Source organism: Streptomyces sp. NPDC041968 (genome assembly GCF_055589025.1).
Map to the genome: position 1 here is coordinate 102,516 of NZ_JBVJCB010000012.1, position 25,910 is coordinate 128,425.

The window sequence follows — 25,910 nt, forward strand, 5'->3', positions numbered from 1 at the left end:
CTGTGAGGGGAGGGAGGGGGCGGGGCCCCCGGGAGGTGGTGGACGCGTGTGGCGTCCTACTCCTCCAGCTCGCCGCTGCCGCTGGAGAACTGCGCCAGCCGGAAGATCACGAACTCGGCGGGCTTGACCGGCGCGATGCCGATCTCGCAGATGACCCGGCCGAGGTCGACCGACTCCGGCGGGTTGGTCTCCTCGTCGCACTTCACGTAGTACGCCTCGGCCGGGCTCTGGCCGAACAGGGCGCCGCTGCGCCACTCGTTGACCAGGAACGCCGAGACGTTGCGGCGGATGCGGGCCCAGAGGTTGTGGTCGTTCGGCTCGAACACCACCCACTGGGTGCCGATCAGGATCGACTCCTCCAGGTAGTTGAAGTACCGGCGGATGTTCAGGTAGCGCCAGGCCGGGTCGGAGGAGAGGGTGCGGGCGCCCCAGACGCGGATGCCGCGGCCCGGGAAGGAGCGGATGCAGTTGACGCCGATCGGGTTGAGCAGGTCCTGCTCGCCGCGGGTGATCTGGAGTTCGAGGTCGACGGCGCCGCGCACGACCTCGTTGGCGGGGGCCTTGTGCACGCCGCGCTCGGTGTCGTTGCGGGCCCAGATGCCGGCGACGTGACCGCTCGGCGGGATCAGGCGGGACTGGCCGGAGGCCGGGTCGAAGGACTTGATCCAGGGGTAGTACAGGGCCGCGTACTTGGAGTCGTACCCGGCCGTCTCCTGGCGCCAGACCCGGATCTGACGGGCGTTCTGGCCGGGCGGCGGGTCGATGATGGCGACCCGGTCGCCCATCAGCTCGCAGTGCGCGATGAGGCCCAGCTGGACGGCCTTGACGGCCTCCAGGTCGATCGCGCCGCGCTGGTAGGCGGCCATCAGGTCGGGCACCGCGACCATGGAGATCTCGTCGATGGCCTCCAGGCCGCCGAAGCCGGTGCGGTCCGCGGAGTCGCCGAGGTAGTGGGCCGGGCCGGGGTGCGCGCTCTCGTCCTTCTCGACGGGGGCCGCGGGGGCGGCCGGCGGGGCCGGCAGCGTCAGGCTCTGGTTCTCCGGGCGGGCCAGTTGCGCGGTGGGCGCGGCCTCCGTCACGGTGATGAGCTGGGAGCGCTCCTTCACCTGGGTGACGACGTAGGAGCGGTTGCCCTTCTTGGCGCTCACGTCGAAGGTCTCGACCGGCTTGTCGCCGTCCTTGACGACGAGCTTGAAGCGCTCGGCGGGGCCCTCGCCCTCGGGGTCGGCGACCTCGACGGAGAGCGGGCCGTGCTGTCCGGCGGCGGTGGCCGTCACGGCGAACGTGCCCAGCTGCCGGGGCTCGGCGGCGGGCAGCGCGGCCGGTGCGGAGGTGCCCACCGCCGCGGTGGGAGCGGACGTACCGTCCCGGCCGGCGGCGGCGTCCTCGGCGGAGCCGCCGACCCGGACGACGTACGCGGCGCTGCCGCCGTTGTTGAAGAACCCGTAGACGGAGTGCGCGAGGTAGTACCCGTCGGTGAAGTCCCCGAAGGCCGCGACGTACTGCGTCCAGTTGGTCACCAGCGTGGGCTCGTTCAGCGGGCCGGTCGGCGCGAGCCCGACGAAGGCCGCCACCGAGGTGCCCACCCCCTCGATCGGGCGCGAGCCGCTGGCCACCTCCTCGACGTAGACGCCGGGCGACAGGTAGGACGGCATGCTCTGCTCTCCTCGGGGTACGAGACAGGACGCCCCTCACCCTCGCGCGCGCGTTGATTCCGCCGAAACGTCCCCGGGTGCCGGAGCGGGGGCACGGCATCTGCCCCCGGCTGTGCCCGTAGGGGCAGGGCCGGGCGTCCTGCCGCTGGTGGGAGCCGAGGTGCCGGTCGTGGCGCTCAAGGGGCGGCACACCGAGATCCTCGACTCCCTGGTCCGCAGGACCACGCGCTTCCGGCGCGGTGAGGCCGGTCCCGTTCGGGCAACCAACGCTGCCCTCACGGCTCCTGACGGTCCGTCGGCGACGCCGTAGCGTCGGCGTGTGAGCCTTTGGACTTCCCTGGAGCCCGCGTCCGCCACCGTCGACCCCGGCAGCAGCACGCGCGTGCGGCTGCGGGTGCGCAACACCGGTGATGTCGTCGACGAGTACCGGTTCGAGCCCGTGGGGGACGTGGCGCCCTGGACGACGGTGGAGCCGCAGACGCTGCGGCTCTACCCGGGGACGACGGGGACGGTCGAGTTGACGTTCGCGCCGCCCCGGACGTCCGACGCGACCGCCGGGCCGAACCCGTACGCGGTGCGGATCACGCCGACCGAGCACCCGGACGCGGTGACGGTGCCTGAGGGGAACCTCACGATCACCCCGTTCACCGAGGTGCGGGCCGAACTGGTGCCGCCGACGGTGAAGGGCCGGTTCCGGGGGCGGCCGCGGCTGGCGGTGGACAACCTCGGCAACACCAAGGTGACCGCCTCCGTCGCCGGCAGCGACAACGGGGACCACCTGTCGTACGACATCCGTCCGGGGAACGTGCAGATCGACCCGGGCCGCGCGGCGTTCGTGGAGACGACGCTGAAGCCGCGGCAGATCATCTGGTTCGGCTCCAAGGAGGAACGGCCCTACACGCTGGCGGTACGCCGGTCCGGGGTGGAGCCCACGGAGGTCGAGGGTACGTACGTCCAGCGCGGGTTCCTGCCCGGCTGGCTCGCGGGGGCCTTCGGCATCGTCCTGGCGCTGACCATCGCGTTCGTCATGATCTGGATCGCCTACAAGCCGCAGGTCCGCACCAGCGCCACCGAGCAGGTGGAGAACGCGGGCAGCGTCCTCGCGCCCAGCCCCAGTGCCAGCCCGGAGACGCTGCCCAGCGCGGCCGAGTCGCCCGCCGAGGTGCCGGCACCGCCCGAGCAGCCGGCCGCCGGGGAATCCGAGAAGGAAGACGGCGGGGGCGGCGGCGGTGGCGGTGGCGGTGGAGAGTCGAAGAAGCCCGTGCCGAAGGGCGTGGTGCCCGCCGAGAACGTCCTGCTGCGCAACACCACCAGCGACATGTGCGCCGAACTCCCCGGCCGTGAGAAGGGGGAGATCAACGGGCCGGTGCAGCAGGCCGTCTGCGACGAGACCGACGGGGACAACCAGATCTGGGACCTGGAGGTCAAGTACCCCAAGGGCGGTCCCGGCGGGACGGCCCTCTTCCAGATCCGGAACGTCAAGGACAGGTTCTGCATGGACCTGGGCGAGTACGGGGCCCGGCCCATCGGGACGCCCGTCGCCGAGTTCCACTGCGACGGCACGACCGCCGACAACCAGCTCTGGTGGGTCGACAAGCAGCCGAGCGGCGACTACTGGATCCGCAACTTCGCCGGCAACAACAAGTGCCTGGACGTGGACGGAGCCAACAACGGCGGGCTCTTCGCCCGGCTGACGATCTGGAACTGCACCAACTCCGACGACCAGGAGTGGAAGATCGTCCAGCTGAAGAAGGACTGAGCCGGAGCGGTACCGGCGGCCCGGCGGGGCCGTCGGTCACCAGCCTCCCTCGCCGGGCACCAGCCGTCCGGCCTTGCGGTACTCGCGGCGGGCGCCCTCCAGGAGGTCGCCCGCCGTCACGTGGTCCCCGCGACCGGCGGCGAGGTAGGCGGCGGTGACCACCGCGCTGCGGATCGACCCGCCGGCCAGCTCGAACTGACGGGCCAGCGGGGCCGGGTCGATGCCCTCGGCGGACGGGACGTGCGACAGGCCGTGCCGCCACAGCGCCAGCCGCTGGCCGGCGTCCGGGAACGGGAAGTCGACCACCAGGTCCAGACGCCGGGTGAACGCCTCGTCGATGTTGGCCCGCAGGTTGGTGGTGAGCAGGGCGATGCCGTCGAAGGACTCCAGGCGCTGGAGCAGGTAGGCGCTCTCCATGTTGGCGTACCGGTCGTGCGAGTCCTTGACCTCGGAGCGCTTGCCGAAGACGGCGTCGGCCTCGTCGAAGAGGAGCACGGCGTCGGTGCGGTCGGCCTCCGTGAAGATCCGTTCGAGGTTCTTCTCGGTCTCCCCGACGTACTTGTCCACGATCGACGACAGCTGGACGACGTAGAGGTCCAGGCCCAGGTCGGCCGCGACCACCTCCGCCGACAGGGTCTTGCCGGTGCCGGACTCGCCCGCGAACAGGCCGAGGACGCCCCGGCCGCGTCCGCCGCCCGCGCTGAGCCGCCAGTCGCCGAGGACACGGTCGCGGTGGCGGGCGCGCAGGGCGAGTTCGCGCAGCTGGGTGAGGGGGGCCTCGGGCAGGACCAGGTCCCGCCAGTCCACGGCGGGGCGGATCCGGCGGGCGTGGCTCTCCAGGCCGGACGCCGACTGCCGGCGGGCCGCGAGCCGGACGTGGTCGGCGGTGACCGGGCCGCCGTCGAAGGCCGCGAGGGCGCGGGCGGCCCGCGCGGCCCGCTGGATGCGGTCGCCGCCCAGCCGGTAGGGGGCGACGGCGGTGGCCAGGTCGAACCCGTCGGCGTCCGGGCCCAGCGCGGCCCGCCAGGCGGCGGCACCACCGGCCCGGCGGCCCGGTGCGTCGAGGACCAGGGGGTCGACCGGGGACCAGTGCGGGTCGTAGGGGCGGGGGTCGGTCAGCAGCACGGTCACGTCCGTCGCCGCGGTCAGCGCCCGCACCAGTGGGCCCGGCCGCTCGGGCAGGGCCGACACCACGACGGCCCGGCCGCCGAGGCGGGCCTCGCGCAGCAGCTCGGGGACGCCCGGGAGGTCCTCCTCGGACCCGGAGCAGCAGAGCGCGTCGAGACCGGCGGCGCGCAGGACGGAGGCGAGCGCGGCCAGTCCGTCCCCCTCGCGCTGTTCGCGGAGGTAGACGGTGAGCGGGCCGTCGAGCAGACGGGCCGTCAGATGGCGTACGAAGCCGTCGGTGGCGGCGTCGGTGCCCGTCGGCAGCGGGTCCGGCAGCGGATGCAGCCAGCCGAGGAGCGCGGCGTCCGGGGCGTCGTCGCCGAGCAGATGCCCGGCCAGCCGGTCCGGGACGCGCAACGAGCGGGTGAGGAAGGGCCGTTCGCTCTCCTCCACCTCCAGCAGGCCGAGGGCGCGCAGTGGTGCCGAGGCGTGGAAGCGGGCGCGGACCGCCGCCAGGTGGGCGGGGACGCCGCACAGGTCCAGGGCGAGGCTCACCGTGGCGCGGCGGCGGCTCACGTCGTCGTTGAGGTAGCCGTAGAGCGGCTCGAAGGTGCGGTCGACGTCGGGGGCGAGCGCGGTGAGCAGGACGGCGGTGTCCAGCTCGGTCAGCCCGTTCCGTCCGGCCAGCAGCGCCAGCCGGTCACCGGAACCGGCGGGGCCGCCGGCCGGCGCGTGCGGCGGTACGGCCCCGGGGGCGCCGGGCGCCGACCAGGTGCGCAGCAGATGGCGTACGGCGTCGTCGGACAGGTACAGGCCGCGCAGGGGGTCGTCGGCCGTGGGGTCGCCGGCGGCACGGTGCTCGACCAGCGCGGTCACCCGCTCCCGCAGGGCGGCCAGCCGGCCGAGCAGCGCGTGCGCGGGGTCGGCGTACGGGTCCTGTGGGTCCTGCGGGGTGTCGGGGGTGTGCGAGTCGTGCGAGTGGTACGGGTCGGGGGAGTCGTACGGGTCGGAAACCACGGAGTCCGGGCCGGCCGCGGACGGCCCTCCGGCCGAGGCGCTCACCGCCGGTCCGCGCGCCGGCCGGCGGCGTCCTCGCGGGCAGCCGGGTCCTGGCGGGAGGCCGGGCCCTCGCGGGAGGCCGGAGCCTCGCGGGAGCCGGGGCCCGCGTCCTTGCGGGCGGTGCGGGCGGCCGCCACCTGACGGGGCCGGTGGGAGCGTTCGCTGGACCGGGACGGCTCGCCCGGCAGCTCGCGCACCCGGACCACCGCGCCCTCCGTGACCGGGGGCCCGGCGTCGTACTCCGGGAAGGCGGGGAAGGGCACGGTCACCACCAGGTCCAGGGACGGTTTCAGCTCGCCGCCGAGGGCGGACCAGATCTCCGCGAGGGAACGGGACTCCGTCTGGGTCCCCGCCACCGTCAGGGGCATGGACAGTTCCAGGGCCCGCAGGCCGGGCGGGAGTTCGGCGGGCGCCAGGACCTCGCGCGGCAGCAGCGTCGCCAGTACGGCGGACAGCAGCCGGTGCTCGTCCTGCGGGGTCTTCGTCCAGGCGGTCAGGAGGTACGACAGCTTGAACCAGCGCGGTGGCCGTCGGCGCCGTACCTCGATGTCCCGCTCGTCGCGCACCGACACCCGGCCGCTCTGCCGCCGGGCCACGTCCTCCCGGATGTCGTACAGGTACGCGTTGACCACCGGAGCGTTGCGCCGGGCCGCCCAGTCACGGGTGGGCGCCTCGAAGGACACGTCGATGCCCGAACCCGTCAGGGCCCCGCCGCCGAGGAGGCCCTTGAGGACCTCGTCCACCTCGTGGATCACCCGTGCGCTCCCGCCCTGCCGTCTCGCCCACCGCCCTGCGTCACCGATCGTGCCCCGGGCGCCGCCCGGCCCACAGGCGCACCAGGGACGGCGGCCGGGCACCCCGCACTGCCCGCGCGGCCCCAAGGGACCGCTTTCGCTTGCCCGTTCGGTCAGATGTAGCCTTCCCGCAGGGCATAGGCCACGGCGTGCGCGCGGTTGCGCAGATGGAGCCGGGTGGTGAGTCCGTGCATGACGTTCTTGACGGTCCGTTCGGAGTAGGACAGCTTGCCGGCGATCTCACCGGTGTCGAGGCCCTCGGCGACCAGTCGCAGGACGTCCACCTCGCGGGGTGCGAGCCCCAGCGAGGGGGCGCCGGGGCGGCCCGCCGCGCCCCGGTGCAGCGTGCCCACCTGGCTGATGAGCCGGCCGAGCAGGTCGGCGGGCAGGTCCCCGTCACCGCGGGCGGCGGCCAGCACCGCCTGCACCAGCCGGTGGGCGGTGGCCTCGTGCCGCCAGACGATGGCGCCCACGCCGCACTCGACGACGTCCAGCAGTTCGCTCTCCCGGATCGTGCCGACCACCAGCACGGCACGCGCGCCCTCGCTGCGCACGAGTCGGCGAAGCCGGGTGAGCGTCGCCTCGTCGAGCGTGTCCGCGATGAGGAGGGCCACCGTGCCGGGGCCGGACTCCTCGCGCAGGTCGATCTCCGGGTGGCGGCGCAACTGGCTGACCGCGCCCTCACGGCTGATCGGGTCCGGAGCGGACACCGCCACCGGGACGCGCCGGTCGGTGACACCGGCGGTCCCGCCGGCGCCGAGGGCGGACGTGGTGATGGTCCGGGGTGAGTTGAGCAACCGTTTCCCCCTGTTCAGAAGCCCGCCGTCCGGCGTGGACCGGGGGCGGATGAGCATCTTCCACACTTCTGGGACTGTTGGGGCGAGCGCAATCGTGGAGGACCACGAGGCGCACCACGAGACCAGCGCGGCCGGTGCGGCGGGCGGGTCACCGGGTGGGCGTCGCAGCAGGTCAGCGCCGTGGCGCAAGAGCGGGGGAGGGCCCGCGGTGCGGGTGAGGTGGGCCACTTCACACCACCAAGGGACCGTATGGCACGTCTCACCCACCGGGGGAGCATCATCCAGCACGGGAGGCAGCGATGACCGGACCGCTCCGCGAACGCGACGACGCTCTCGCGCTGCTCGCGGCCGAGACCGAACGAGCCCGGGCCGGCACCGGCGCCCTCGTCCTGCTGCGCGGTGCCACCGGCACCGGCCGGACCGCCGTCCTGGAGGCCGCCGCCCGGCACGCCGCCGACCGCGGCCTGCGGGTGCTGCGGGCCCGCTGCTCGCCCGAGGACACCGGGGTGCCGCTCGCGACGGTCCTGCATCTGCTGGGCCCGGTGGCGGAGTTCACGGACCTGGCGCCCGGCGGCGACGACCGCGGCAGCGCGGCCCGGCTGTGGCGGCTGCTGCGTTCGTACGCGGACGAGGGGCCCCTGATGCTGGCCGTGGACGACGTCCACCTGGCCGACGACTCCTCACGCCGCTGGCTGGTCGAGGCCGCCCGGCGCGTGGACCGATTACCGGTGCTGCTGGTGGTCACCGAGCGCAGCCAGTACGACATCGACCCGCGGCCCGCCGGGCTCACCCAGGCCCTGTCCCCCTCCCTCGTGCGCACCCACACCCTCGGCCCGCTCTCCGACGCGGCGGCGGCCGCCCTGGTCCGCGCCGCCTTCCCCGCGGCCGGCGCGCGCTGGACGGCGGAGTGTGTACGGGCGGGCGCCGGCAGCCCCCTCCTGCTGCACGCCCTCCTCGACGACCTGCGCGGCATCCCGCCCACCGAGGGCGACTCGCACGGTGGGGGCGACCCTTGGGTCGGGGGTGACGTGCAGGCCAGGGGCGGTCCGTACGCCGGGGGCGACATGCGCGCCGCCGGGGATGCGTACGCCGGAGGCGACCCGTATGCCGATGGTGACGTGCGCGCCACCGGGGGCGATTCGCACGCCGGGGACGACGTGCGCGCCACGGGGGGCGATTCGCACGCCGGGGACGACGTGCGCGCCGCCGGAGGCGATTCGCACGCCGGGGGCGACGTGCCCGCCGCAGACGATCCGCGCGCCGGGGGCGGCCCGCACGCCGGGCGTGTCCCGCCCGCCCGGGGTGTCCCGTCGCTGCCCGACAGCTCGGCCGCGCTGTACCCGGGGGCCTACCCGGCGGCCGTCTCCTGGTGGCTGAACAGCGCCGGTGACGCCACCGCCGACGTGGCCCGTTGCCTCGCGACGCTGGAGCAGGCCTGGCCGCCGGGCCGTCGGGACGCCCCGCCCGCTCCGCCGGCCGCACGCGCAGCGGCCCGCCCCGCTCCACCGCCCCCGGGCGGCGGTTCCGTCCCCGCGTCCGAGCACCCGCCCCCGTACCCGCATCGCACCGACCGCGACCGGGACGCCGGAGGCGCGGGCGGCGAGCCGCACGCGCGGCACCACCTGCTCGCCGAGGCGGCCGGCGCCGACCCGGCCCGGGTCGCCGGGTGGCTCGCCGCCATGACCCGGCTGGGCCTCCTGCGCCCGGACGCCACCGGTCAACCCCGATACGCGCACCCGCTGCTGCGCGACGCCGTGCTCACCGGCTGGCCGAGGTCCCGGCGGGAGGCGGCGCACCGGGTCGCGGCGGAGGCGATGCTGCGCCGCGGCGACCGGGTCGAGGCGGTCGCCCGGCACCTCCTGCGGACGCCGGCCGTCGGCCTGCCCTGGGCACTGCGCGTCCTGCGCGACGCGGTCACGGTCGCCGTGCACGACGCCCGGCCCGACGACGCCGTCGGCTATCTGCGCCGGGTGCTGGACGAACCGCTGCCGGACGACCTCCGCCAGCGGCTGCTGACCGAACTGGGGTCACTGGAGTACGCGTCGGCCGACACCCCGGCGGCCATCGCGCGGCTCGCCGAGGCGCAGCACCTGCCGGCCGACCCCCGCAACCGGGTCCGGACCGCCGTGGCCCTCGGCACCGCCCTGGCCGGCCGCGGCGAGATCCGTACCGCCATGGAGGTGCTGCGCCGCACGGAGGGCCGGCTCTCCGGCCACCCCGGCCTCACCCGCACCGTGCAGACCGCCGTCGCGCTGCTGTCCGACCAGGACCTGGCGACCCGTCAGGAGGTGTACCGGTCGCTGTGCGAGGCCGGCGCGCGGTCCCCGGAGATGCTGGGCACCGCCGGACAGGCCCTGCTCGTGCGGTACGCGGCGACGGCCGCGCTGATCTCGGCCGAGGAGGCGATGACCCGCCTGCGGGCCCTGCTGGCGCAGCCCACCGACCCGCTCGCCGAGCCCTTCCTGCTGGGCACGGCCGCCGCGGTCGCCCAGTGGGCCGACGAACTCGACGAGGCGGACCGGCTCGTGGAGCGCGGCCTCGCCGGGCAGCACCCCGCCCTGCTCCACCCGATGCAGCACGCGCTCCTCAACACCCGCGCGGACATCGCCGGGGCCCGCGGGGACCACGCCCGGCTGCTCGCCGCCGATGGCGAACCGGGGGGCCCGACGCCGTTCCGCACCGGCCCCTCCAACCGGGACGCCCACGTCCTGATGGCGCTCGTGCACACCGGCCGCACCGAAGAGGCGCGGCGCTTCGCCGACCGGTTCGACCTGCGCGCGGTGCCGGAGAACTGGGAGCTGAACCGCTTCCTGTACGCCCGCGGCGTGCTGCGCGCCGCCACCGGCGACCCGGCGGGCGCGCTCCACGACTTCCTGGAGTGCGGACGGCGCCAGACCGCCCGCGAGGTCGTCAGCCCGGTCGTCACCCCGTGGCGGACGGCGGTCGCGGAGTGCCGGCTGGCGCTGGGCGGCGGTCAGGAGGCGCTGGCCCTGGCCACGGAGGAACTGCGGCTGGCCCGCGTGTGGGACACCCCCCGCACGGTGGGCCGCGCCCTGCGCGTGCTGGGCACCGCGACCGGTGGGCGACGCGGTCTGGAGCTGGCCGAGGAAGCCGTACGGACGCTGCGGAAGGCGCCCGCCGACGCCGACATGGAGCTGATCCCGGCGCTGCTCGCCCAGGGCCGTCAGCTCACCGCCGCCGGGGAACGCGGCCGGGCCCGCGACTGCCTGCGCGAGGCGGCGGAGCTGGCCGAACGCAAGGGCGCCCAGCGGCTGCTCACCCTGGTCGGAGAGGCGCTGCGCGCAGGCGGCGCCCGGGGCCCGGCGACGGCCCGGACCGGCTCGGGCGCACTGACCGGCAGCGAGCGCCGTATCGCCGAACTGGCCGCCGACGGCCGTACGAACACGGAGATCGCCGACCTGCTGCACCTGGCCCGGCGCACCGTGGAGACCCACCTGACCAGCACGTACCGCAAGCTGCGGATACGCCGCAGGACGGAGCTGCCGGACGCGCTGGGCCAAGGCCGGAGCCGCGCCGCGCCCCCCGCTCCCCCCGACGACGCCGGTCCCGCCGACCGCGCTCAGGAGTGACGAGCAGCCACCCCACGCGTCACCCCGTCCGCAGCAGCCGTCCGATCTCCAGCTGCGGGGTCTCCAGCGGGTCGCCGTCCTCCACGTTCCACAGGCTGTTCTGCAGGACGCGGCCGAGGGACCAGGCGCGGGCCCGTTCCCGGTCCAGGCCGAGGACGTCGGTCATGGCGTCGAAGCGCCACCGCGTCTCCGCCGGGTCGTAACGGTTGTCGAGCGCCGGCAGCAGGTCGAAACCGGGGTCGCCGGCCAGCGGCTTGGGGTCGATGGCGAGCCAGGGCGCGCGGTCGGAGCCGAGGACGTTCTCGTAGTGCAGGTCCCAGTGCAGCAGCCGGTCACCGGGCTGGTCCGCGACCTCGCGCAGGGCGGCGGCGCAGTCGGCGACCAGGCGCCGGTCCGCCGGGTCCGGGATGCGGTCGAGGGCCCACCGCGTCCGCTCCAGCATGCCCCGCGCGATGTCGCCGAGGCGGCGCACGCCGGGCGGCGCGGGGGTGGCGGTGAGGTGGGCGAGCAGCCGGGCGAGGGCGAGGACCGCCTCGCGGGAGTCCTCGACGTGGGCGAGCGTCCGGTGCGGGTCCAGTCGTTCCAGGAGCATGGTGCCGGTGGCCGCGTCGTGGTCGAGCAGCCGCACCGCCCCGTCCCCGTCCCACCGCCGCAGGGCCACGGGCTCCCCCTCGGTCTCCTCGTCGAGGAGCTGGAGCTTCAGCGCCGCCGGTGTGCCGTCGCGGCGCACGACGGGCAGCACCAGCGCCGCCCAGCCGTGCATGGACGGTCCGTCAAGACGGAGTTCCCAGCGGTCCAGGAAACCGGCCGCCAGCGCGGGCAGCCCCGCGACGAAGGCGCGGCCCGCCTCCCCGTTGTACTTCGCCTGTGACACAGCCAGCGCTTGCGGTACGTCGATCACATCGGCCGACGCTACCGGGGACACGGCACGGCGGGCACGCGATATTCGGCTCCCCGCTGCTCCCGACGCCCTCGGCGGGGCGAAGCCGATGGTTCTCAGGCCACCGGTTCCGGCACCGGCCGGTCGGCCGGGGCGCCGTGGCCCGGGGCCTTGGCGGTCACCAGCAGGCCCGCCACCAGGCCCGCCACCAGCATGATGCCGGCGGCCACCCAGATGGCGACGGTGTAGCCGTGGACGACGCCCTCCCGTACCACCTGCGCCCGCCCGGACGGGTCGGCGAGGTGGGAGGTGATGTAGGACGCGCTGGTGCTGGTCGCGATCGTGTTCAGCAGCGCCGTGCCGATCGAGCCGCCCACCTGCTGCGAGGTGTTGACCGTCGCCGAGGTGACGCCGGAGTCCCGCGGGGCGACCCCGGCGGTGGCGGTGGAGAAGACCGGCATGAAGGTCAGGCCCATGCCGAGACCCATCAGCAGCAGGGCGGGCAGGATCTCGGTGGCGTACCGGGAGTCCACCGTGAGCTGCGTGAGGATCACCATGCCGCCGGAGGCGAGGAGCATGCCGGGGACCATCAGCATGCGCGGGCCCACGCGGCGCAGCAGCCGGGCCGAGATCTGGGTGGACCCCACGACGATCGCGGCGGTCATCGGCAGGAACGCCAGACCGGTCTTCACGGGGGAGTAGCGGAGGATCTCCTGGAGGTAGTAGGTCATGAAGAGGAACAGCCCGAACATGCCGATGACGGCGAGCATCATCGTCAGGAAGCAGCCGGCCCGGTTGCGGTCGCGGACGATGTGCAGCGGCAGCAGCGGGCTCGGGGCGCGGGTCTGCCACCACACGAAGACCGTTAGCAGCACGATCCCCGCCGCGAACAGCGCCAGCACCAGCGGGTCGGTCCAGCCGCGGGGCTGCGCCTCGCTGAGGCCGTAGACGAGGACGACCAGGCCGCCGCAGCCGAGGAGCACGCCCGGCACGTCGAGGCGGGCGCCGGTGTGGCCGGGGCGGTCGTGCAGCAGCACCAGGGCGCCGACGACGGCGGCGACGGCGATGGGGACGTTGACGTACAGGCACCAGCGCCAGTTCAGGTACTCCGTGAGCACACCGCCGACGATGAACCCGACGGCCGCGCCGCTGCCGGCCAGCGCGCCGTAGATGCCGAAGGCCTTGCCGCGTTCCCTCGGGTCGGTGAAGGTCGTCGTCAGCAGGGAGAGCGCGGACGGCGCGAGGAGGGCCGCGAACACGCCCTGCAGGGCCCGCGCGCCGAACAGCATCGCCGGGGTGGTCGCGGCGCCGCCGAGCGCCGAGGCGGCGGCGAAGCCGATCAGCCCGATGACGAAGGTGCGTTTGCGGCCCACCAGGTCCGCCACCCGGCCGCCGAGCAGCAGCAGACCGCCGAAGGCGAGGGTGTAGGCCGTGATCACCCACTGCCGGTTGCCGTCGGACATGTCCAGGTCGCGCTGGGCCGAGGGCAGCGCGATGTTCACGATGGTCGCGTCGAGGACGACCATCAGCTGTGCCAGGGCGATCACGACCAACCCCCACCAACGGCGGGGGTCGGAGTGCGTGGGCGCGGCCGGCTCACCTGTCCGGGGGCCACTCATCTGGCCAGAAGACCATGAATCGGGGCATACCGCATCCTGTTGAGGTGGCACCGTCCGGCGGCTCGTGGGCCGGGTTGTCAGTGGCGGGGTGCAGCATGGGGCCATGGCGAGGAGAGCGGTGGGCGGCGGCGGTACGGCGAAGGTACGGGCGGCGCTCCGCCCCGAGCTGCGGCTGCCGCCGCTGGAGCCGTACGACGGCGGCGGGCTGGAGGCGGACGGGGACTACGACGGGCTGGAGTTCCGGGAGCGCGACCTCGCCGGGCAGGACGGCGCGGGCGCCCGCTTCATGGACTGCGCGCTGACCGGGTGCGCGCTGGACGAGACGTCCCTGACCCGGGCCCGGGTGCTCGACTCGGTCCTCACCGGCGTCCGGGGCGTCGGTACGCGGCTGTCCGAGGCGACGCTGCGCGACGTCGAGCTGGTCGACGCCCGCCTGGGCGGCACCCAGCTGCACGGTGCCGTGCTGGAGCGGGTCCTGGTCCGCGGCGGCAAGATCGACTATCTGAACCTGCGCCGGTCCCGGCTCAAGGACGTCGTCTTCGAGGGCTGCGTCCTGGTGGAGCCGGACTTCGGGGGCGCCCGCCTGGAGCGGGTCGAGTTCGTGGACTGCGCCCTCAAGGGGGCGGACTTCAGCGCGGCGGCCCTCACCGACGTCGACCTGCGCGGCGCGTCCCCGCTGGAGCTGACCCGGGGCGTGGACCGGCTCTCGGGCGCGGTGATCAGCCCCGCCCAGCTCCTGGACCTGGCGCCGGTGCTGGCGGCGGAGCTGGGCGTGCGGGTGGTCGCGGACGAGTAGGGGCGCCGCCGGGGCAGCCCGCCGCCCGCTCCCCGGCCGTCAGGAGACCCGCGGGAAGCGGGCCTGGAGGGTCCAGATCGCCGGGTTCTCCGCCAGGTCGTCGTGCAGGTCGACGAGGTCCGCGAGCAGGTCGTGCAGGAAGTCCCGCGCCTCCCGGCGCAGCTCCGCGTGGGAGAAGGACAGCGGCGGCTCGGTCGCCGGCAGCCACTCCGCCTCGATGTCGACCCAGCCGAAGCGGCGCTCGAAGAGCAGGCGGTCGGTGGACTCGGTGAAGTCCAGCTCCGCCCGCTGCGGCCGGGCCGCCCGGGAGCCCGCCGGGTCCCGGTCGACGCGCTCCACGATGTCGCACAGCGCCCAGGCGAAGTCGAGCACGGGCACCCATCCCCAGGCTGTGGACAGCTCCCGGTCCGCCTCGGTGTCCGCGAGGTACACGTCCCCGCAGAACAGGTCGTGCCGCAGGGCGCGCACGTCCGCCCGGCGGTAGTCCGTCTGCGGCGGGTCGGGGAAGCGGTTGGAGAGGGCGTAGCCGATGTCGAGCACGCAGGTGATGGTGTCACGGCGGCCGGGCAGCGCGCCGCCGCGGGCCGGTCCGGCCGCCCCGGGCGTCGGATAGGTTGCCCCCGTGATCCTCGGCCGCCTCCCGCTCACCCCCGACCGGGACATCCCGGGCCCCCTGCTCACCGAGCTGACCGCCCTGTACGTCTCCCACCGCGCCTTCCACGCGCTGAGCGGCGACTTCCCCGACCCGGACGACATCCGTCCGGAGCAGGTGGCGGCGGCGCTGGCCGAGGAGCTGGCGCGGCCGGGTGCCGAGGTGCTGCTCGCCCGGGACGCGGGCCGGCTGGTCGGGTGCGCGGTCACGCTCGCCCGGCATCCCGACCCGGCCGACCCGGACCCGTGGATCGGGCTCCTGATGGTGGACGCGGGCCTGCGACGGCAGGGGTACGGCAGACGGCTCGCCTCCCTCGTCGAGGACCGCTTCCGCGCCGACGGCCGCACCGCCGTGCGGCTGGCCGTCCTGGACGGCCACACCGACGCGCTCGCCTTCTGGACCGCCCTCGGCTACACGGTCGTCGACCACCGCCCGGACCTGGGTCGCGGCCGCCCCTGCGCGGTGCTGCGCAAACCGCTGGACGGCCCGCGCGAACCGCTGGACGGGCCGGCCCGCACCCCGCGCCGCGCCGCCCGCGTGGCGGTGCTCGACCCCGAGGGCGCGGTCTTCCTCTTCCGGTACGACAACGTCGAGGTCGGCGTGCACTGGGCGATGCCCGGCGGCGGCCTGGAGGCGGACGAGGGTCCGCGCGAGGGTGCCCTGCGCGAGCTGCGCGAGGAGACCGGCTGGACCGACCTGGAAACCGGCCCGCTGCTCTGCACCTGGGAACACGACTTCACCCACCTGAGCGTCGGCCCCGTCCGGCAGCACGAGCACGTCTACGTCGCCCGGGGCCCGCGCCGCGAACCGACCGGCCCCGGTCTCGCCGCCGCCCACGCCGCGGACGGCATCCTCACCTGGCGCTGGTGGACCCGGAAGGAACTCGCCGGGGCCCCCGAGCCGCTCTGGCCCCCGGACCTGGCCCGGCTGCTCGACGCGTTCGACCGCTCGGGCGCGTCGGAGGACTGAGGCGGCCGACCGGGAGGAGGTGCCCCACGGCTCACGGGCTGTCCGGCCTGCCGTCCCCGTACAGCCAGTCCTCCCAGATCTCCGCGAAGTCCTCGTCCGGCGCCGACTTCTCCACGTACGCCGTGAAGTCCGCGGTGTCCGCGTTGCCGTGGCGGTGGGCTGCGGCCCAGCCCCGCAGCAGGGCCGGGAAGGCGTCGTCGCCGACCGTCTCGCGGATCTTGTGCAGCACCATCGCGCCGCGCTGGTAGACGGGGCTCGCGGAGATGTGCTCGGCGTCGGGCGGGTCCGCGGGCGGGAAGGCCCAGACCGATTCGTTGGCGTCCTCGTCGGGGTAGTAGGAACCCTCGTAGAGCGCGTCGAAGGTCTCCTGCGCGGTGTCGCCGCCCTCGTCCTCCTCCCACAGCCACTCGGCGTAGGTGGCGAAACCCTCGTTGAGCCACATGTCCCGCCAGCTCTTCGGGCTGACGGAGTTCCCGTACCACTGGTGGGCGAGTTCGTGGACGAGCAGGACGGTGTCGGGGGCGCCCGGGAAGTAGGGGCGGTTCTGGGTCTCCAGGGCGTATCCGGCGTCCTCCACGCGGTCCACGATCGCGCCGGTGGAGGAGAAGGGGTACGGGCCGAAGTTCTCCCGCGCCCACGCCATGACCTCGGGGATCCGCCCCAGTACCTCGCGGCTCGCGGCGGCCTGCTGCGGGTCGACCGCCGTGTACACCGGCAGACCGTCGTCCGTGGTGGAACGGCCGGTCTCCCAGTCGCCGACGGCGACGGTGACGACGTGGCTCGACATCGGCTCGGCGGAGTGCCAGGTGGACGTCGTACGGCCGTCCCGCGTCGTCTCGTCCGTCAGCTCGCCGTTGGAGACCACCCCGAAGCCCTCCGGAACGGTCACCGCGAGGTCGTACGCGGCCTTGTCGGAGGGGTGGTGGCTGCCCGGGAACCAGGCCATCGAACCCGTCGGCTGACCGAGCGCGACGGCGCCGTCCTCGGTGGGCAGCCAGCCCTCCTCGGAGCCGTCGGGATCGGTGATCGTCACGGGCTCGCCGGAGTAGCGGACGGTCACCCGGAACGTCTCCCCGTCGCGCAGCTCGTCCGCCGGCCGGACGGTCAGTTCCTGCCCGGCCCGGTTGAAGCGGGCGGCCCGGCCCTCGACGGCGACCTTCTCGACGTCCAGGCCCTTGAGGTCCAGGTTGAAGGCCGACAGGTCCCGGGTCGCGCGGGCGGTGATCGTCGCGGTGCCGTCGAGGTGCTCGGCGTCCGGGTCGTAGGCCAGGGTCAGGTCGTAGTGGCCGACGTCGTAGCCGCTGTTGCCCGCCTTCGGATAGTAGGGGTCCCGCACGCCCGAGCCACCGGGAGTGCCCTCGACCGAGCCGCCACCGCTGCACGCCGCGAGGGCGGTGACGGTGGCGGCGGCGACGAGCAGACGGGCGGTGCGCACGTCGTGATCCTATGGGGCGTTTCACGTGAAACGCCCGTTGGGCCCGGCTGTTGACCCCGCCGCCGGCTCGGCTGCCGGGCCGGCGGCAGGGGAGCGGGTCCCCGCTGCGTCTAGTTCAGGGCCGCCGCGCCCGCCTGCGCGAACCTCTCGTCCAGGGCGCCGGACGGCGCACCCGCCACGCCGATGCCGGCGATCGGCGCCTTGTCGACGGTCACCGGGACGCCACCGCCCAGGAACAGCGTGCCCGGAATGTCCTTCAGGTTCGGCGCGTTCTCCAGACGGCCCTCCAGCTCGCTGGTCGGGGCGTTCCAGGAGACGGCGGTGAACGCCTTCCTCTCGGCCGACTCGTACGACTGCGGGCCGGCGCCGTCACCGCGCATCGTCAGGATCGTGTTGCCGTTGCGGTCGACGACCGCGACCGTGATCCGCTGGCCCTCCTTCTTGGCGGCCCTCAGCGCGGCCTGCGCCGCCTCGGTCGCGGCGTCGATCGTCAGGTGGGTGGAGGTGGTGGTGTCGCGCTTGCCGGCCGCGGCGGCGGGAGCGGCGGCCATGGCCGCGTCACGGGCGGCGTCCGGCGCGGAGGCGTTCGCCGCCACGGTGCCGAAGGTGCCGGCCGCGACGGCGGCGAGGACGGTGCTGCCGGTGGCGATGCGGGCGCGTCGCGAGAGCGTCTTCTTCATGGTGGTCTGCTCCTGGTGTCGGGTGGGTCGGGGCCACGGGCGGTCCGAGCCGGTCGGGTCCGGTCGGGTCCGGTCGGGGCCGAGGGTTCCGGTTCGGACGGAGGGTGCCGGTCGGGACGGAGGGTGCCGGGCCGAGGTGGTCGGGCCGCCTCCTTCCGCCGCTCTCCACCCTCCGCCCCGCACCGGGGGAGCACGGTCGCCGGTCCGGCTCCTCCCGGGCGACGGAACGGGCGACGGCGGGGTCGTCCGATCGGCTGACCCGGAGACCCCCCACAGAGGGCACCATGGAAGTGTTCGCGCAGCTCAGCGGTCACCTACGACACGTTGGGGGGTGACAGGACCGGAAGGAGGGGCGCGGGATGACCAAGCCGTACGACCCGGACACCCGGTGGCTCGGCGCCGTGATGCACGCGGCGTTCCTCCTGCTGCTCGGCGGCGCGCTGGCCCGCTTCCTGCTGCGCCACCCCGGCGAGCCTCGCACCCCGTGGGTCCTCGCCCTGTCCCTGGCCCTCGCGGTGCTGCACCTGCTCGGGCCCGCGCTGAGCGGCCCGACCCCGCGGCCGACCCCGCGGCGCCTGGTCTGGCTGGGCGCGGTGGTGGCGGTCTGGATGGTGCTGGTCGTCCTCGCGCCGAGCTTCTCCTGGTGCGCGGTGCCCCTCTTCTACACCGGTCTGCGCACCCTCCCGGCCCGGGCGGCGCTGGTGCTGGTGACCGTCCTGACGGTCTTCGTCGTGGCCGCCCAGCTCCGGCTCGCCGGGCGTTTCGATCCGAACCTGCTGCTCGCGCCGCCCGCCGTCGCCGCCATCGCCGCGGCCGTGTTCCTGCACACCGAGCGGCAGACGGCCCGGCAGCGCGCCCTGATCGACGACCTGATCCGCACCCGCCGCGAACTCGCCGCCTCCGAGCGCCGCGAGGGCACCCTCGCCGAACGCCAGCGGCTGTCCATGGAGATCCACGACACCCTCGCCCAGGGGCTGTCCAGCCAGCGCATGCTGCTCCAGGCGGCCGAGCGGGTCTGGGAGTCCGATCCGGGCAAGGCCCGCACCCACGTCCGGGGCGCCGCCGCCGTCGCCGAGCACAACCTGGCCGAGGCCCGCCGCTTCGTCCACGACCTCGCCCCGGCCGACCTCGCCCGCGGCGGCGGCCTGGAGGCGGCGCTGCGCACCCTGGCCGCGCGGGAGTCCGGCGACCACCTCACCGTCCGCGTCCACGTCGACGGCGGCACCCGCCTCCCGCCGCTGCCCGATCGCGTCCAGTCGGCCCTGCTGCGCATCGCCCAGGGCGCCCTGGCCAACGTCCGGGAACACGCGGGCGCCTCCACCGCGGCGCTCACCCTCACCCTCCTCGACGACCAGGCCGTCCTGGACGTCACCGACGACGGGCACGGGTTCGACCCGGCCGCCCTGCCCGAGACCCCCGCCGGGGTGCGCGGACACGGGCTGCCCGCGATGCACGCCAGGCTGCGCCAGCTCGGCGGCACGCTCACGGTCGAGTCCGCCCCGGGCGAGGGCACCGCCCTGTCCGCCGCCGTGCCCCTGGAAACACCCCGGACCGACCCCGCCGACCCGCAGGAGGCACCCCGATGACCGACCCGGCCGGCCCCGGCCCCGCCCCGGCCCCCGTGCGCATCCTGGTCTGCGACGACCACGTCGTCGTACGGGCCGGGCTGCTCGCCCTGCTCGACAGCGCCCCCGGCATCGAGGTGGCCGGCGAGGCGGGCACCGGTGAGGAGGCCCTCGCGCTCGCCGCGCGGCTGGCGCCGGACGTGGTGCTGATGGACCTTCAGCTCGGCGAGGGCATCGACGGCGTGGAGACCACCCGCCGCCTCACGGCCGGCCCGGGCGCGACGCCGCACGTGCTGGTCCTGACCACGTACGACACCGACGCCGACATCACCCGCGCCATCGAGGCGGGTGCGACCGGGTACCTGCTCAAGGCCGAACGCCCCGAGGAGCTGTTCGCCGCCATCCACGCCGCCGCCCAGGGCCGCACGTCCCTGTCCGGGCCCGTCGCCAGCCGGGTCATGGCCAACCTGCGCAGTCCCCGCCCCTCGCTCACCGACCGCGAACGCGACATCCTCGCCCAGCTCGCCACCGGCCTCGGCAACCGGGAGATCGCCCGGGCCCTGTTCATCAGCGAGGCCACGGTCAAGACCCATCTGCGCCGCGTCTACGACAAGCTGGGCGTCGAGACCCGCGCGGGCGCGGTCGCCGTGGCCAAGGAGCGGCGCCTGCTGCCGTGACACCCCGCCCTTCGGACCGGGCCGCCCCGTCACCGGGCACGCCGAAGGCCCCCCGACGCACGACCGGGGGGCCTTCGTACGGAACGCACGGGCGAGTGAACGTCAGACGTTCACACCGAAGTCCTGGGCGATGCCCACGAGGCCCGAGGCGTAGCCCTGGCCGACGGCGCGGAACTTCCACTCGGCGCCGTTGCGGTACAGCTCGCCGAAGACCATGGCGGTCTCGGTGGCCGCGTCCTCGGACAGGTCGTAGCGCGCGATCTCGGCGCCGCCGGCCTGGTTGACGATGCGGATGTAGGCGTTGCGCACCTGGCCGAAGTTCTGCGAGCGGTTCTCCGCGTCGTAGATCGACACCGGGAAGACGATCTTCTCGATGTCGGCCGGCAGACCGGCGAGGTTGACGTTGATCGCCTCGTCGTCGCCCGCGCCCTCGCCGGTGCGGTTGTCACCGGTGTGGACGATGGTGTTGTCCGGCGTCTGCTTGTTGTTGAAGAACACGAAGTGGGCGTCGGAGTAGACCTTGCCCTGCGTGTTGACCGCGATCGCGGAGGCGTCGAGGTCGAAGTCGGTACCGGTGGTGGTGCGGACGTCCCAGCCGAGGCCCACGGTGACGTCGGTCAGGCCCGGTGCCTCCTTGGTGAGCGAGACGTTGCCACCCTTGGACAGGCTTACAGCCATTGTTGGGAGTCCCTTCCCTCGTTTACGTACGGCAAGAAAGCTACAGCTACCCCCATCAACGACGAGAGGGGTGCGCAAGGTTCCTGCTCTCTTTACTTTCTTTACCGAGTGACCGAGGCCGAGGATATTCGGGTGACGTGGACCGCACGGGGACGGGAACATGGACGGCATGTCCGGTCCCCATGTCATCCGCGGCTCCGTCTCCCTGCCCGAGGCCGAGCTCGTCTGGCGTTTCTCGCGCTCCTCGGGGCCCGGCGGGCAGCACGTGAACACCACGGACACGGCGGTGGAGCTCCGCTTCGACCTGGCGCGCACCGAGGCGCTGCCCGAGGTGTGGAAGCGGCGGGCGCTGGAGCGGCTGGCCGGACGTCTGACCGACGGCGTCGTCACCGTCCGCGCCTCCGAGCACCGCTCCCAGTGGCGCAACCGCGAGACCGCCGCGGTCCGCCTGGCCGCCCTCCTCGCCGAGGCCACCGCGCCCCCGCCCAAGCCGCGCAGACCGACCCGCATCCCACGCGGCATCAACGAGCGCCGGCTGCGGGAGAAGAAGCAGCGCTCCCAGACCAAGCAGGGCCGTTCCCCGAAGAGCTGGGACTAGCCCGGCGGCGGGCAGCGGGCGGCGGCTACCGGTCCAGCGCCAGCACGCCCACCGTCTCCCCCTCGCTCGTCTCCCCGTTGGGGTGGAAGCCGAGGCCCAGGTAGAAGCCCTCCGGGCCGTGCGGACCGGTGTGCCAGGTCACGTAGCACTCCTGGCCGCCGCGGCGGCGGACCTCCGCGGCCACCGACTCCACGGCGAAGCGCCCGTAGCCCCGGCCCTGTTCCCCGGCCGCGATGTTCAGCCGCCACAGTCCGGACCGCCGGACACGGCCGTCCCCGTACCAGTCGATGTCCAGGAAGGCCATGAGGAAGCCGACGGGACGGTCCCCGTCCACGATCAGCCGCGGCCAGGCGACGTCGGCGTGCGCGTAGGCCTCCGCCAGGGACTTCACCACCGGCGAGACGGCGAACTCCTGCTCCGGGCGCACCCGGATGTCCAGGGCTGCCTCGATGTTCGCGGGAGTGATCTCCTCCAGGCGGAGCGTGCTGCTCGTCATGCGCGCACCCTAGGCGGGTGTCCCGCGCCGGACGAACGAATTACGTGCTACCCCAACTGCCGGTAGCGCCCCTTGAAGTACGCCAGCGGCCCCCCGTCCGCGCTCGGCAGCGAGGCGGTCAGCACCCGGCCGATCACCAGGGTGTGGTCCCCGGCCGGCACCCGCTGCTCGGTACGGCACTCCAGCGTGGCCAGGGCCCCGCCCACCAGGGGCACCCCGGTCGCCTCGCCGCGCCGGTAGGGGATGTCCGCGAAGAGCAGCCGGTCGCTGACGCGGCCCTTCATGGCGAACCGTCCGGCGATGTGGCGCTGGCTCTCGGAGAGCACGGAGACCCCCCACAGCGGCTGTTCGTCCAGCAGGTCGTCCATGCGGGAGCCCTCGCGCAGGCTCACGAGCACCAGCGGCGGGTCCAGCGACACCGACATGAAGGCGGTGGCCGTCATCCCGACGTCCTCGCCGCGCGGCGCCTGCGGGTCGTCGGGGTCCAGCGGCGACTCCTGGGCGGTCACCAGGACCACACCCGAGGCCAGCCGGGACATGGCGGCACGGAACTCGTCGTTGCTCACCCCCTCAGCATGCCCGGCGGCCGGTGACGGCAGCGGCAACCCGGTGGACGTGAGGGGCGCGGGGGACGTGAGGGAGGGAGTGTTCGGCACCCCGCCACGCTAATCTCCGGGCCGTCGGCGCGGCATCGGGCCCCGGTCCGAACCGGGACCTAGGACCACGGAAGGAGAGCCCGCGGAGGTCTCGGGGGAGACGTGCGCATACCTACAAACTTTGCGTTCAGTAAACGCACAGGGAAAACGCAGAAACCCCACTCAATTGTTCATCTTTCGCTGTGACTTGAGTCACAAGGAGCGGTAATTGTTGACCCTGTGTACCGAGTGGGGAGCGCGCTGTGATTCAGTGGCGGAGAACCTGCAAGGGCACCATCAGTGAAGGCGCCGAAGGGAACCCTTGATTCGCTGCGAGGTCTCGGGGGGAGGGCGAGCATGGAGACCGAGTCGGAGCCCTACGTCCGTCTTGCGTCCCTGCGGCAGCTGCACCAGGTCATGGCCGACATGAACAAGGCCCGCAGCCTGGCGGACACCCTGCAGGCCGTCGCCGACGGCGTCGTCCAGGCCCTCGGGTACGAGCTGGCGTGCGTCAACCTGGTCCGGCCCGACGGTGACCTCGTCGTCGCCGCCTTCTCCGGCAACCAGGCCGCCGAGGCGCTGATCACCGGCCGGGCGGGCTCCCGCGAGTCCTGGGACCGCCGCCTGAACATGGGCGAGCAGTGGGGCGACCTGATCTTCATACCCCACACCGAGGGCTGGATCCTCGACGACGACGACGTCCCGCAGTGGTACACCGACGGGCCCGCCCCCCGCTTCGAGGACGAGTGGCACCCCTCGGACCGTCTCTTCGCCCCGATGTACGCGCCCGGCCCGCAGGGCGGCGGCAACAGCGGCGAGCTGATCGGCGTCCTGTCCGTGGACCGGCCGCGCAACGGCCGCCGGCCCGGCGCCTGGGGCCGCGAGGCTTTGCAGATGTACGCGTTCCAGGCCGCCATCGCGATCAGCAACGCCCGGCTCCGCTCCAACATGCAGCGCGCCCTGGTCCGCCTGGAGCGCGACCAGCAGGCCCTCAGGGCCAGCGAGGAGAGCTTCCGGCAGGCCTTCGAGTACGCCCCCTCCGGCATGGCCATCGCCGAGATGGGCGGCGACCAGCACGGCCGCATCCTCAGGACCAACGACGCGCTCTGCCGCCTGCTGGGCCGTCCCGCCTCCGCGATGCGCCGCTACGCCTTCTCCGACCTCGTCCACCCCGAGGACATCGGCACGCTGCTGCGGACCTCCGCCGAGGGCGGCCGGGCCGAGCTGCGCCTGGGCCGCCGCGACGGCACCTACGTCTGGGTCTCGCTGCGCAACAGCGTCGTCGCCGACGCCGCCGACGGGCCGCGCTTCCTGCTCACGCACGTCGAGGACATAGAGGAGCGCAAGCGCCGCGAGCTGCAGCTCGCCCACCGCGCCTCCCACGACTCCCTCACCGGCCTGCCGAACTCCGCCGAGCTGCGCTCCCGCCTCTCCGCCCGGCTGTGCCGGCGCCCGCAGTCCTCGCACGCGGCCGTGGTCGACGCCATGGACGCGGCCTACGGCCACCCCGCCGTGACCGACTCCGGCGGCCACACCTTCGACTTCGGCGCGACGCCCGAGCCCTACGGCGCCTACGACCACCACGTGCACGCCGTCGCGCCCGCGGACGGCCGGGACGACGGCACCAAGGGGCTCGCGGTCCTCTTCTGCGACCTGGACGGCTTCAAGTCGATCAACGACCGGTTCGGGCACAACGCCGGTGACGCCGTGCTCATCGAGGTCGCCCGCAGGCTCAGCGGCGGCGTCCGCGACGGCGACACGGTGGCCCGGCTCGGCGGCGACGAGTTCGTGATCCTCGCCAACGGGCTCGGCCTGGCCGACGCCCAGGACCTCGCCGTACGGCTGCGCAACGAGATCATCCAGCCGATCCGGGCCGAGGGACGGGCCGTGCGCGTGGGGGCCAGTTTCGGCATCGGATGGGCGCACTGCGGCATGACGGCGGACGAGGTGCTGAAGTCAGCTGACGAACGGATGTACGTCGAGAAACGATCTCGTCCCAAACAACATCGCCGAGCCGGATGATCGCCAGGTCAGAGCGTTGATGCGGTCTGAGTCACCCGTTCGGGTCAGTCGGAGCGGGTAGGCTCGCCCTCTCACACCCATACCGCACACGCACCGCATCTGGTTAGGAGACCAAGGGATGACGCCCGGCAACAACGGCGCGAGCACGCCCGAGGACGACGACCCCTTCGGCTACCTCTACGCCGACGGGCAGGCCAACGGAGCCCAGCCGCCCTCCGGTGGCTACGGCTACCCGAACTCCGTCAACCGGGTGCGTCCCGTCGGCGCACGGCAGTACGGGGCACCGCAGGGCCAGGCCGCCCAGACCGCCGCCTACGGCCAGGCGGCCCCGCAGCAGCAGGGCGCCTACGGCCGGTCGAACGCGCACTACGCCGCGCCGGAGACCTTCCCCGGCGGCGGTGCCCCCACCGCCCCGCAGCAGTCGGCGCACGGCGGGGGCGGCGGACGCCGCGGTCCCAACACCAAGGGCCTGCTGATCGGCGCGGTCGCCGTCGTCGCCGCGGTCGTCATCGGCATCGCCGTGGCCATGACCAGCAGCGGCTCGGACGACGACAAGGGCGGCGACGAGGCGGGCGGCGGCACGGCCCCCACCCAGTCCCAGACCACCGACCCGAGCCCGTCGTCGAGCGAGGGCGCCGAGGACGAGGTGAAGCTGCCGTCGATCGACGCGAAGGCGCTGCGGTTGTCGCCCGGCGTGACCACGGCCTCCGACATCGAGGGCGCCCGCTCCGACGGCGGCGTCTACGTGGGCAATCTCAACCAGCCCGGCGCCTCGGTCACCTGGACCGTGGACGGCATCCCCGAGGACGGCCTCTACACCCTCTTCGCGGGCTACAGCGCGGCCGGTGAGGACCAGTCGATGACCCTGACGGTCAACGGCAAGGCGTTCGGCAGCAAGCTGAACCTGGGCAACTTCGCGAACGCCGAGGACGGCGACTTCGCCAAGGGCTGGACCAAGACCTACGCCTGGCCCACCCTCAACAAGGGCACCAACACCATCTCGCTGTCCTGCGCCGATGGTGACAAGTGCAACGTCCTCTTGGACCAATTCTCCTTGAAGCAGGGGAAGGTGAAGGATTAACGAGATCGTGCACGGTAAACGGTGAGACGTGAAACTTGCCTTGATCAGGGCCAGGCGGAAGGGAACTCGACGAGTGCGGTCGCTGAACTCGTCGGAGAGGTCGGCCCTGGAGGCAGGAGCGAAACGCCCAACTTTCGTTGACCGACTCCTGGCCACGCCGGTCCAGCTTCATGGCGTCCTCCATGGCGTGCTGGCCTGCAGCTTCGATGTAGACCGCTCTATGAATCCCTGGGCCATCATTCAGGTGGTGCGGTCTCTGCTCGCCATGGAGGCTGCACTCTCAGTCCCGACGTGATGCTGCGATCTCTGGCCGGAATCGTCTAGGCGCGAGCGAAACGACCGGCATCATCGATGGAACACGGCGGG

At 74.0% G+C, this 25,910-nt stretch carries 21 protein-coding genes; 9 read left to right on the forward strand and 12 right to left on the reverse strand.

The genetic code is table 11. From position 1 onward, the window contains the following. Positions 1–56 precede the first annotated feature (56 nt). The gene (locus tag ACZ6EG_RS27215; protein WP_391971282.1) at positions 57–1,655 is read right to left on the reverse strand and encodes a phage tail sheath subtilisin-like domain-containing protein; all 1,599 of its coding nucleotides are present in this window, start codon (positions 1,653–1,655) and stop codon (positions 57–59) included. Positions 1,656–1,974: 319 nt separating this feature from the next. Between ACZ6EG_RS27215 and ACZ6EG_RS27220 the strand changes: the two genes are divergently transcribed. Then, positions 1,975–3,414 (forward strand): RICIN domain-containing protein, encoded by a 1,440-nt coding sequence (locus ACZ6EG_RS27220; protein WP_391971281.1) that lies wholly within the window; start codon positions 1,975–1,977, stop codon positions 3,412–3,414. Positions 3,415–3,450: 36 nt separating this feature from the next. Here the strand turns inward: ACZ6EG_RS27220 and ACZ6EG_RS27225 are convergent, their stop codons facing one another. The 3 genes from ACZ6EG_RS27225 to ACZ6EG_RS27235 form a co-directional block, all read right to left on the reverse strand. Further along, on the reverse strand, positions 3,451–5,430 hold the full coding sequence (locus tag ACZ6EG_RS27225) for an ATP-binding protein (RefSeq protein ID WP_469608581.1): 1,980 nt from the start codon (positions 5,428–5,430) through the stop codon (positions 3,451–3,453). Between the two features lie 149 nt (positions 5,431–5,579). Then, positions 5,580–6,335, reverse strand: coding sequence for a Pvc16 family protein (locus ACZ6EG_RS27230; RefSeq protein ID WP_391971280.1), 756 nt, complete (start codon positions 6,333–6,335; stop codon positions 5,580–5,582). A 152-nt stretch (positions 6,336–6,487) separates the two neighbouring features. Continuing rightward, entirely contained in the window at positions 6,488–7,171 is a 684-nt protein-coding gene (locus ACZ6EG_RS27235) for a helix-turn-helix transcriptional regulator (RefSeq protein ID WP_391971279.1), read from the reverse strand. Positions 7,172–7,470: 299 nt separating this feature from the next. On the opposite strand from ACZ6EG_RS27235, the gene ACZ6EG_RS27240 reads away from it, so the two are divergent. Further along, positions 7,471–10,761, forward strand: a complete 3,291-nt coding sequence (locus tag ACZ6EG_RS27240) for a helix-turn-helix transcriptional regulator (RefSeq protein ID WP_469608356.1) — start codon at positions 7,471–7,473, stop codon at positions 10,759–10,761. A 19-nt stretch (positions 10,762–10,780) separates the two neighbouring features. Here the strand turns inward: ACZ6EG_RS27240 and ACZ6EG_RS27245 are convergent, their stop codons facing one another. Further along, a complete protein-coding gene (locus tag ACZ6EG_RS27245; RefSeq protein WP_391971277.1) occupies positions 10,781–11,686 on the reverse strand; it encodes an aminoglycoside phosphotransferase family protein in 906 nt (301 codons plus the stop codon). Between the two features lie 71 nt (positions 11,687–11,757). Beyond that, the gene (locus ACZ6EG_RS27250) at positions 11,758–13,260 is read right to left on the reverse strand and encodes an MFS transporter (RefSeq protein ID WP_469608359.1); all 1,503 of its coding nucleotides are present in this window, start codon (positions 13,258–13,260) and stop codon (positions 11,758–11,760) included. Positions 13,261–13,363: 103 nt separating this feature from the next. Here ACZ6EG_RS27250 and ACZ6EG_RS27255 point away from each other — a divergent pair, with 103 nt between their 5' ends. Further along, positions 13,364–14,056 carry a pentapeptide repeat-containing protein gene (locus tag ACZ6EG_RS27255; protein WP_391971275.1) on the forward strand — a complete coding sequence of 231 codons (693 nt, stop codon included), beginning with the start codon at positions 13,364–13,366 and terminating at the stop codon, positions 14,054–14,056. 39 nt (positions 14,057–14,095) lie between these two features. Here the strand turns inward: ACZ6EG_RS27255 and ACZ6EG_RS27260 are convergent, their stop codons facing one another. Further along, positions 14,096–14,596: a hypothetical protein gene (locus ACZ6EG_RS27260; protein ID WP_356608491.1), complete on the reverse strand. Its 501-nt coding sequence runs from the start codon at positions 14,594–14,596 to the stop codon at positions 14,096–14,098. An 82-nt stretch (positions 14,597–14,678) separates the two neighbouring features. On the opposite strand from ACZ6EG_RS27260, the gene ACZ6EG_RS27265 reads away from it, so the two are divergent. Then, a complete protein-coding gene (locus tag ACZ6EG_RS27265; protein WP_391971274.1) occupies positions 14,679–15,677 on the forward strand; it encodes a bifunctional GNAT family N-acetyltransferase/NUDIX hydrolase in 999 nt (332 codons plus the stop codon). Positions 15,678–15,708: 31 nt separating this feature from the next. Here ACZ6EG_RS27265 and ACZ6EG_RS27270 read toward each other — a convergent pair whose 3' ends face one another. Together ACZ6EG_RS27270 and ACZ6EG_RS27275 are read right to left on the reverse strand one after the other, a co-directional pair. Continuing rightward, positions 15,709–17,112, reverse strand: coding sequence for a M1 family metallopeptidase (locus ACZ6EG_RS27270; protein ID WP_469608366.1), 1,404 nt, complete (start codon positions 17,110–17,112; stop codon positions 15,709–15,711). A 110-nt stretch (positions 17,113–17,222) separates the two neighbouring features. Continuing rightward, the gene (locus ACZ6EG_RS27275) at positions 17,223–17,792 is read right to left on the reverse strand and encodes a GlcG/HbpS family heme-binding protein (protein WP_391971272.1); all 570 of its coding nucleotides are present in this window, start codon (positions 17,790–17,792) and stop codon (positions 17,223–17,225) included. Positions 17,793–18,151: 359 nt separating this feature from the next. Here ACZ6EG_RS27275 and ACZ6EG_RS27280 point away from each other — a divergent pair, with 359 nt between their 5' ends. Together ACZ6EG_RS27280 and ACZ6EG_RS27285 are read left to right on the forward strand one after the other, a co-directional pair. Then, positions 18,152–19,378 (forward strand): sensor histidine kinase, encoded by a 1,227-nt coding sequence (locus tag ACZ6EG_RS27280; RefSeq protein WP_469608370.1) that lies wholly within the window; start codon positions 18,152–18,154, stop codon positions 19,376–19,378. Then, complete coding sequence (locus ACZ6EG_RS27285; protein ID WP_391971270.1) at positions 19,375–20,034, forward strand: response regulator; 660 nt, start codon at positions 19,375–19,377, stop codon at positions 20,032–20,034. The genes ACZ6EG_RS27280 and ACZ6EG_RS27285 overlap by 4 nt, the downstream gene beginning before the upstream one ends. A gap of 102 nt (positions 20,035–20,136) precedes the next feature. On the opposite strand, the gene ACZ6EG_RS27290 is transcribed toward ACZ6EG_RS27285, so the two are convergent. After that, positions 20,137–20,712, reverse strand: a complete 576-nt coding sequence (locus ACZ6EG_RS27290; protein WP_053133088.1) for a TerD family protein — start codon at positions 20,710–20,712, stop codon at positions 20,137–20,139. A gap of 160 nt (positions 20,713–20,872) precedes the next feature. On the opposite strand from ACZ6EG_RS27290, the gene arfB reads away from it, so the two are divergent. Next, positions 20,873–21,310: an alternative ribosome rescue aminoacyl-tRNA hydrolase ArfB gene (gene arfB, locus ACZ6EG_RS27295; protein ID WP_383644361.1), complete on the forward strand. Its 438-nt coding sequence runs from the start codon at positions 20,873–20,875 to the stop codon at positions 21,308–21,310. Positions 21,311–21,335: 25 nt separating this feature from the next. On the opposite strand, the gene ACZ6EG_RS27300 is transcribed toward arfB, so the two are convergent. Together ACZ6EG_RS27300 and ACZ6EG_RS27305 are read right to left on the reverse strand one after the other, a co-directional pair. Further along, positions 21,336–21,806 (reverse strand): GNAT family N-acetyltransferase, encoded by a 471-nt coding sequence (locus tag ACZ6EG_RS27300; protein WP_391971269.1) that lies wholly within the window; start codon positions 21,804–21,806, stop codon positions 21,336–21,338. A gap of 47 nt (positions 21,807–21,853) precedes the next feature. After that, on the reverse strand, positions 21,854–22,462 hold the full coding sequence (locus tag ACZ6EG_RS27305; protein ID WP_391971268.1) for a flavin reductase family protein: 609 nt from the start codon (positions 22,460–22,462) through the stop codon (positions 21,854–21,856). Between the two features lie 336 nt (positions 22,463–22,798). Here ACZ6EG_RS27305 and cdgB point away from each other — a divergent pair, with 336 nt between their 5' ends. Together cdgB and ACZ6EG_RS27315 are read left to right on the forward strand one after the other, a co-directional pair. Next, positions 22,799–24,463, forward strand: coding sequence for a diguanylate cyclase CdgB (gene cdgB / locus ACZ6EG_RS27310; RefSeq protein ID WP_383644370.1), 1,665 nt, complete (start codon positions 22,799–22,801; stop codon positions 24,461–24,463). A gap of 118 nt (positions 24,464–24,581) precedes the next feature. Beyond that, complete coding sequence (locus ACZ6EG_RS27315) at positions 24,582–25,544, forward strand: carbohydrate-binding protein (protein ID WP_391971267.1); 963 nt, start codon at positions 24,582–24,584, stop codon at positions 25,542–25,544. Positions 25,545–25,910: the final 366 nt, after the last annotated feature.

Excerpts from the sequence above, each read along its gene's own strand:
- ACZ6EG_RS27215 (WP_391971282.1), bottom strand. The coding sequence starts at position 1,655 with ATGCCGTCCTACCTGTCGCCCGGCGTCTACGTCGAGGAGGTGGCCAGC.
- ACZ6EG_RS27240 (WP_469608356.1), top strand. The coding sequence starts at position 7,471 with ATGACCGGACCGCTCCGCGAACGCGACGACGCTCTCGCGCTGCTCGCG.
- ACZ6EG_RS27250 (WP_469608359.1), bottom strand. The coding sequence starts at position 13,260 with ATGAGTGGCCCCCGGACAGGTGAGCCGGCCGCGCCCACGCACTCCGAC.
- ACZ6EG_RS27255 (WP_391971275.1), top strand. The coding sequence starts at position 13,364 with ATGGCGAGGAGAGCGGTGGGCGGCGGCGGTACGGCGAAGGTACGGGCG.
- ACZ6EG_RS27275 (WP_391971272.1), bottom strand. The coding sequence starts at position 17,792 with ATGAAGAAGACGCTCTCGCGACGCGCCCGCATCGCCACCGGCAGCACC.
- ACZ6EG_RS27280 (WP_469608370.1), top strand. The coding sequence starts at position 18,152 with ATGACCAAGCCGTACGACCCGGACACCCGGTGGCTCGGCGCCGTGATG.
- ACZ6EG_RS27285 (WP_391971270.1), top strand. The coding sequence starts at position 19,375 with ATGACCGACCCGGCCGGCCCCGGCCCCGCCCCGGCCCCCGTGCGCATC.
- ACZ6EG_RS27290 (WP_053133088.1), bottom strand. The coding sequence starts at position 20,712 with ATGGCTGTAAGCCTGTCCAAGGGTGGCAACGTCTCGCTCACCAAGGAG.
- arfB (WP_383644361.1), top strand. The coding sequence starts at position 20,873 with ATGGACGGCATGTCCGGTCCCCATGTCATCCGCGGCTCCGTCTCCCTG.
- ACZ6EG_RS27300 (WP_391971269.1), bottom strand. The coding sequence starts at position 21,806 with ATGACGAGCAGCACGCTCCGCCTGGAGGAGATCACTCCCGCGAACATC.
- cdgB (WP_383644370.1), top strand. The coding sequence starts at position 22,799 with ATGGAGACCGAGTCGGAGCCCTACGTCCGTCTTGCGTCCCTGCGGCAG.
- ACZ6EG_RS27315 (WP_391971267.1), top strand. The coding sequence starts at position 24,582 with ATGACGCCCGGCAACAACGGCGCGAGCACGCCCGAGGACGACGACCCC.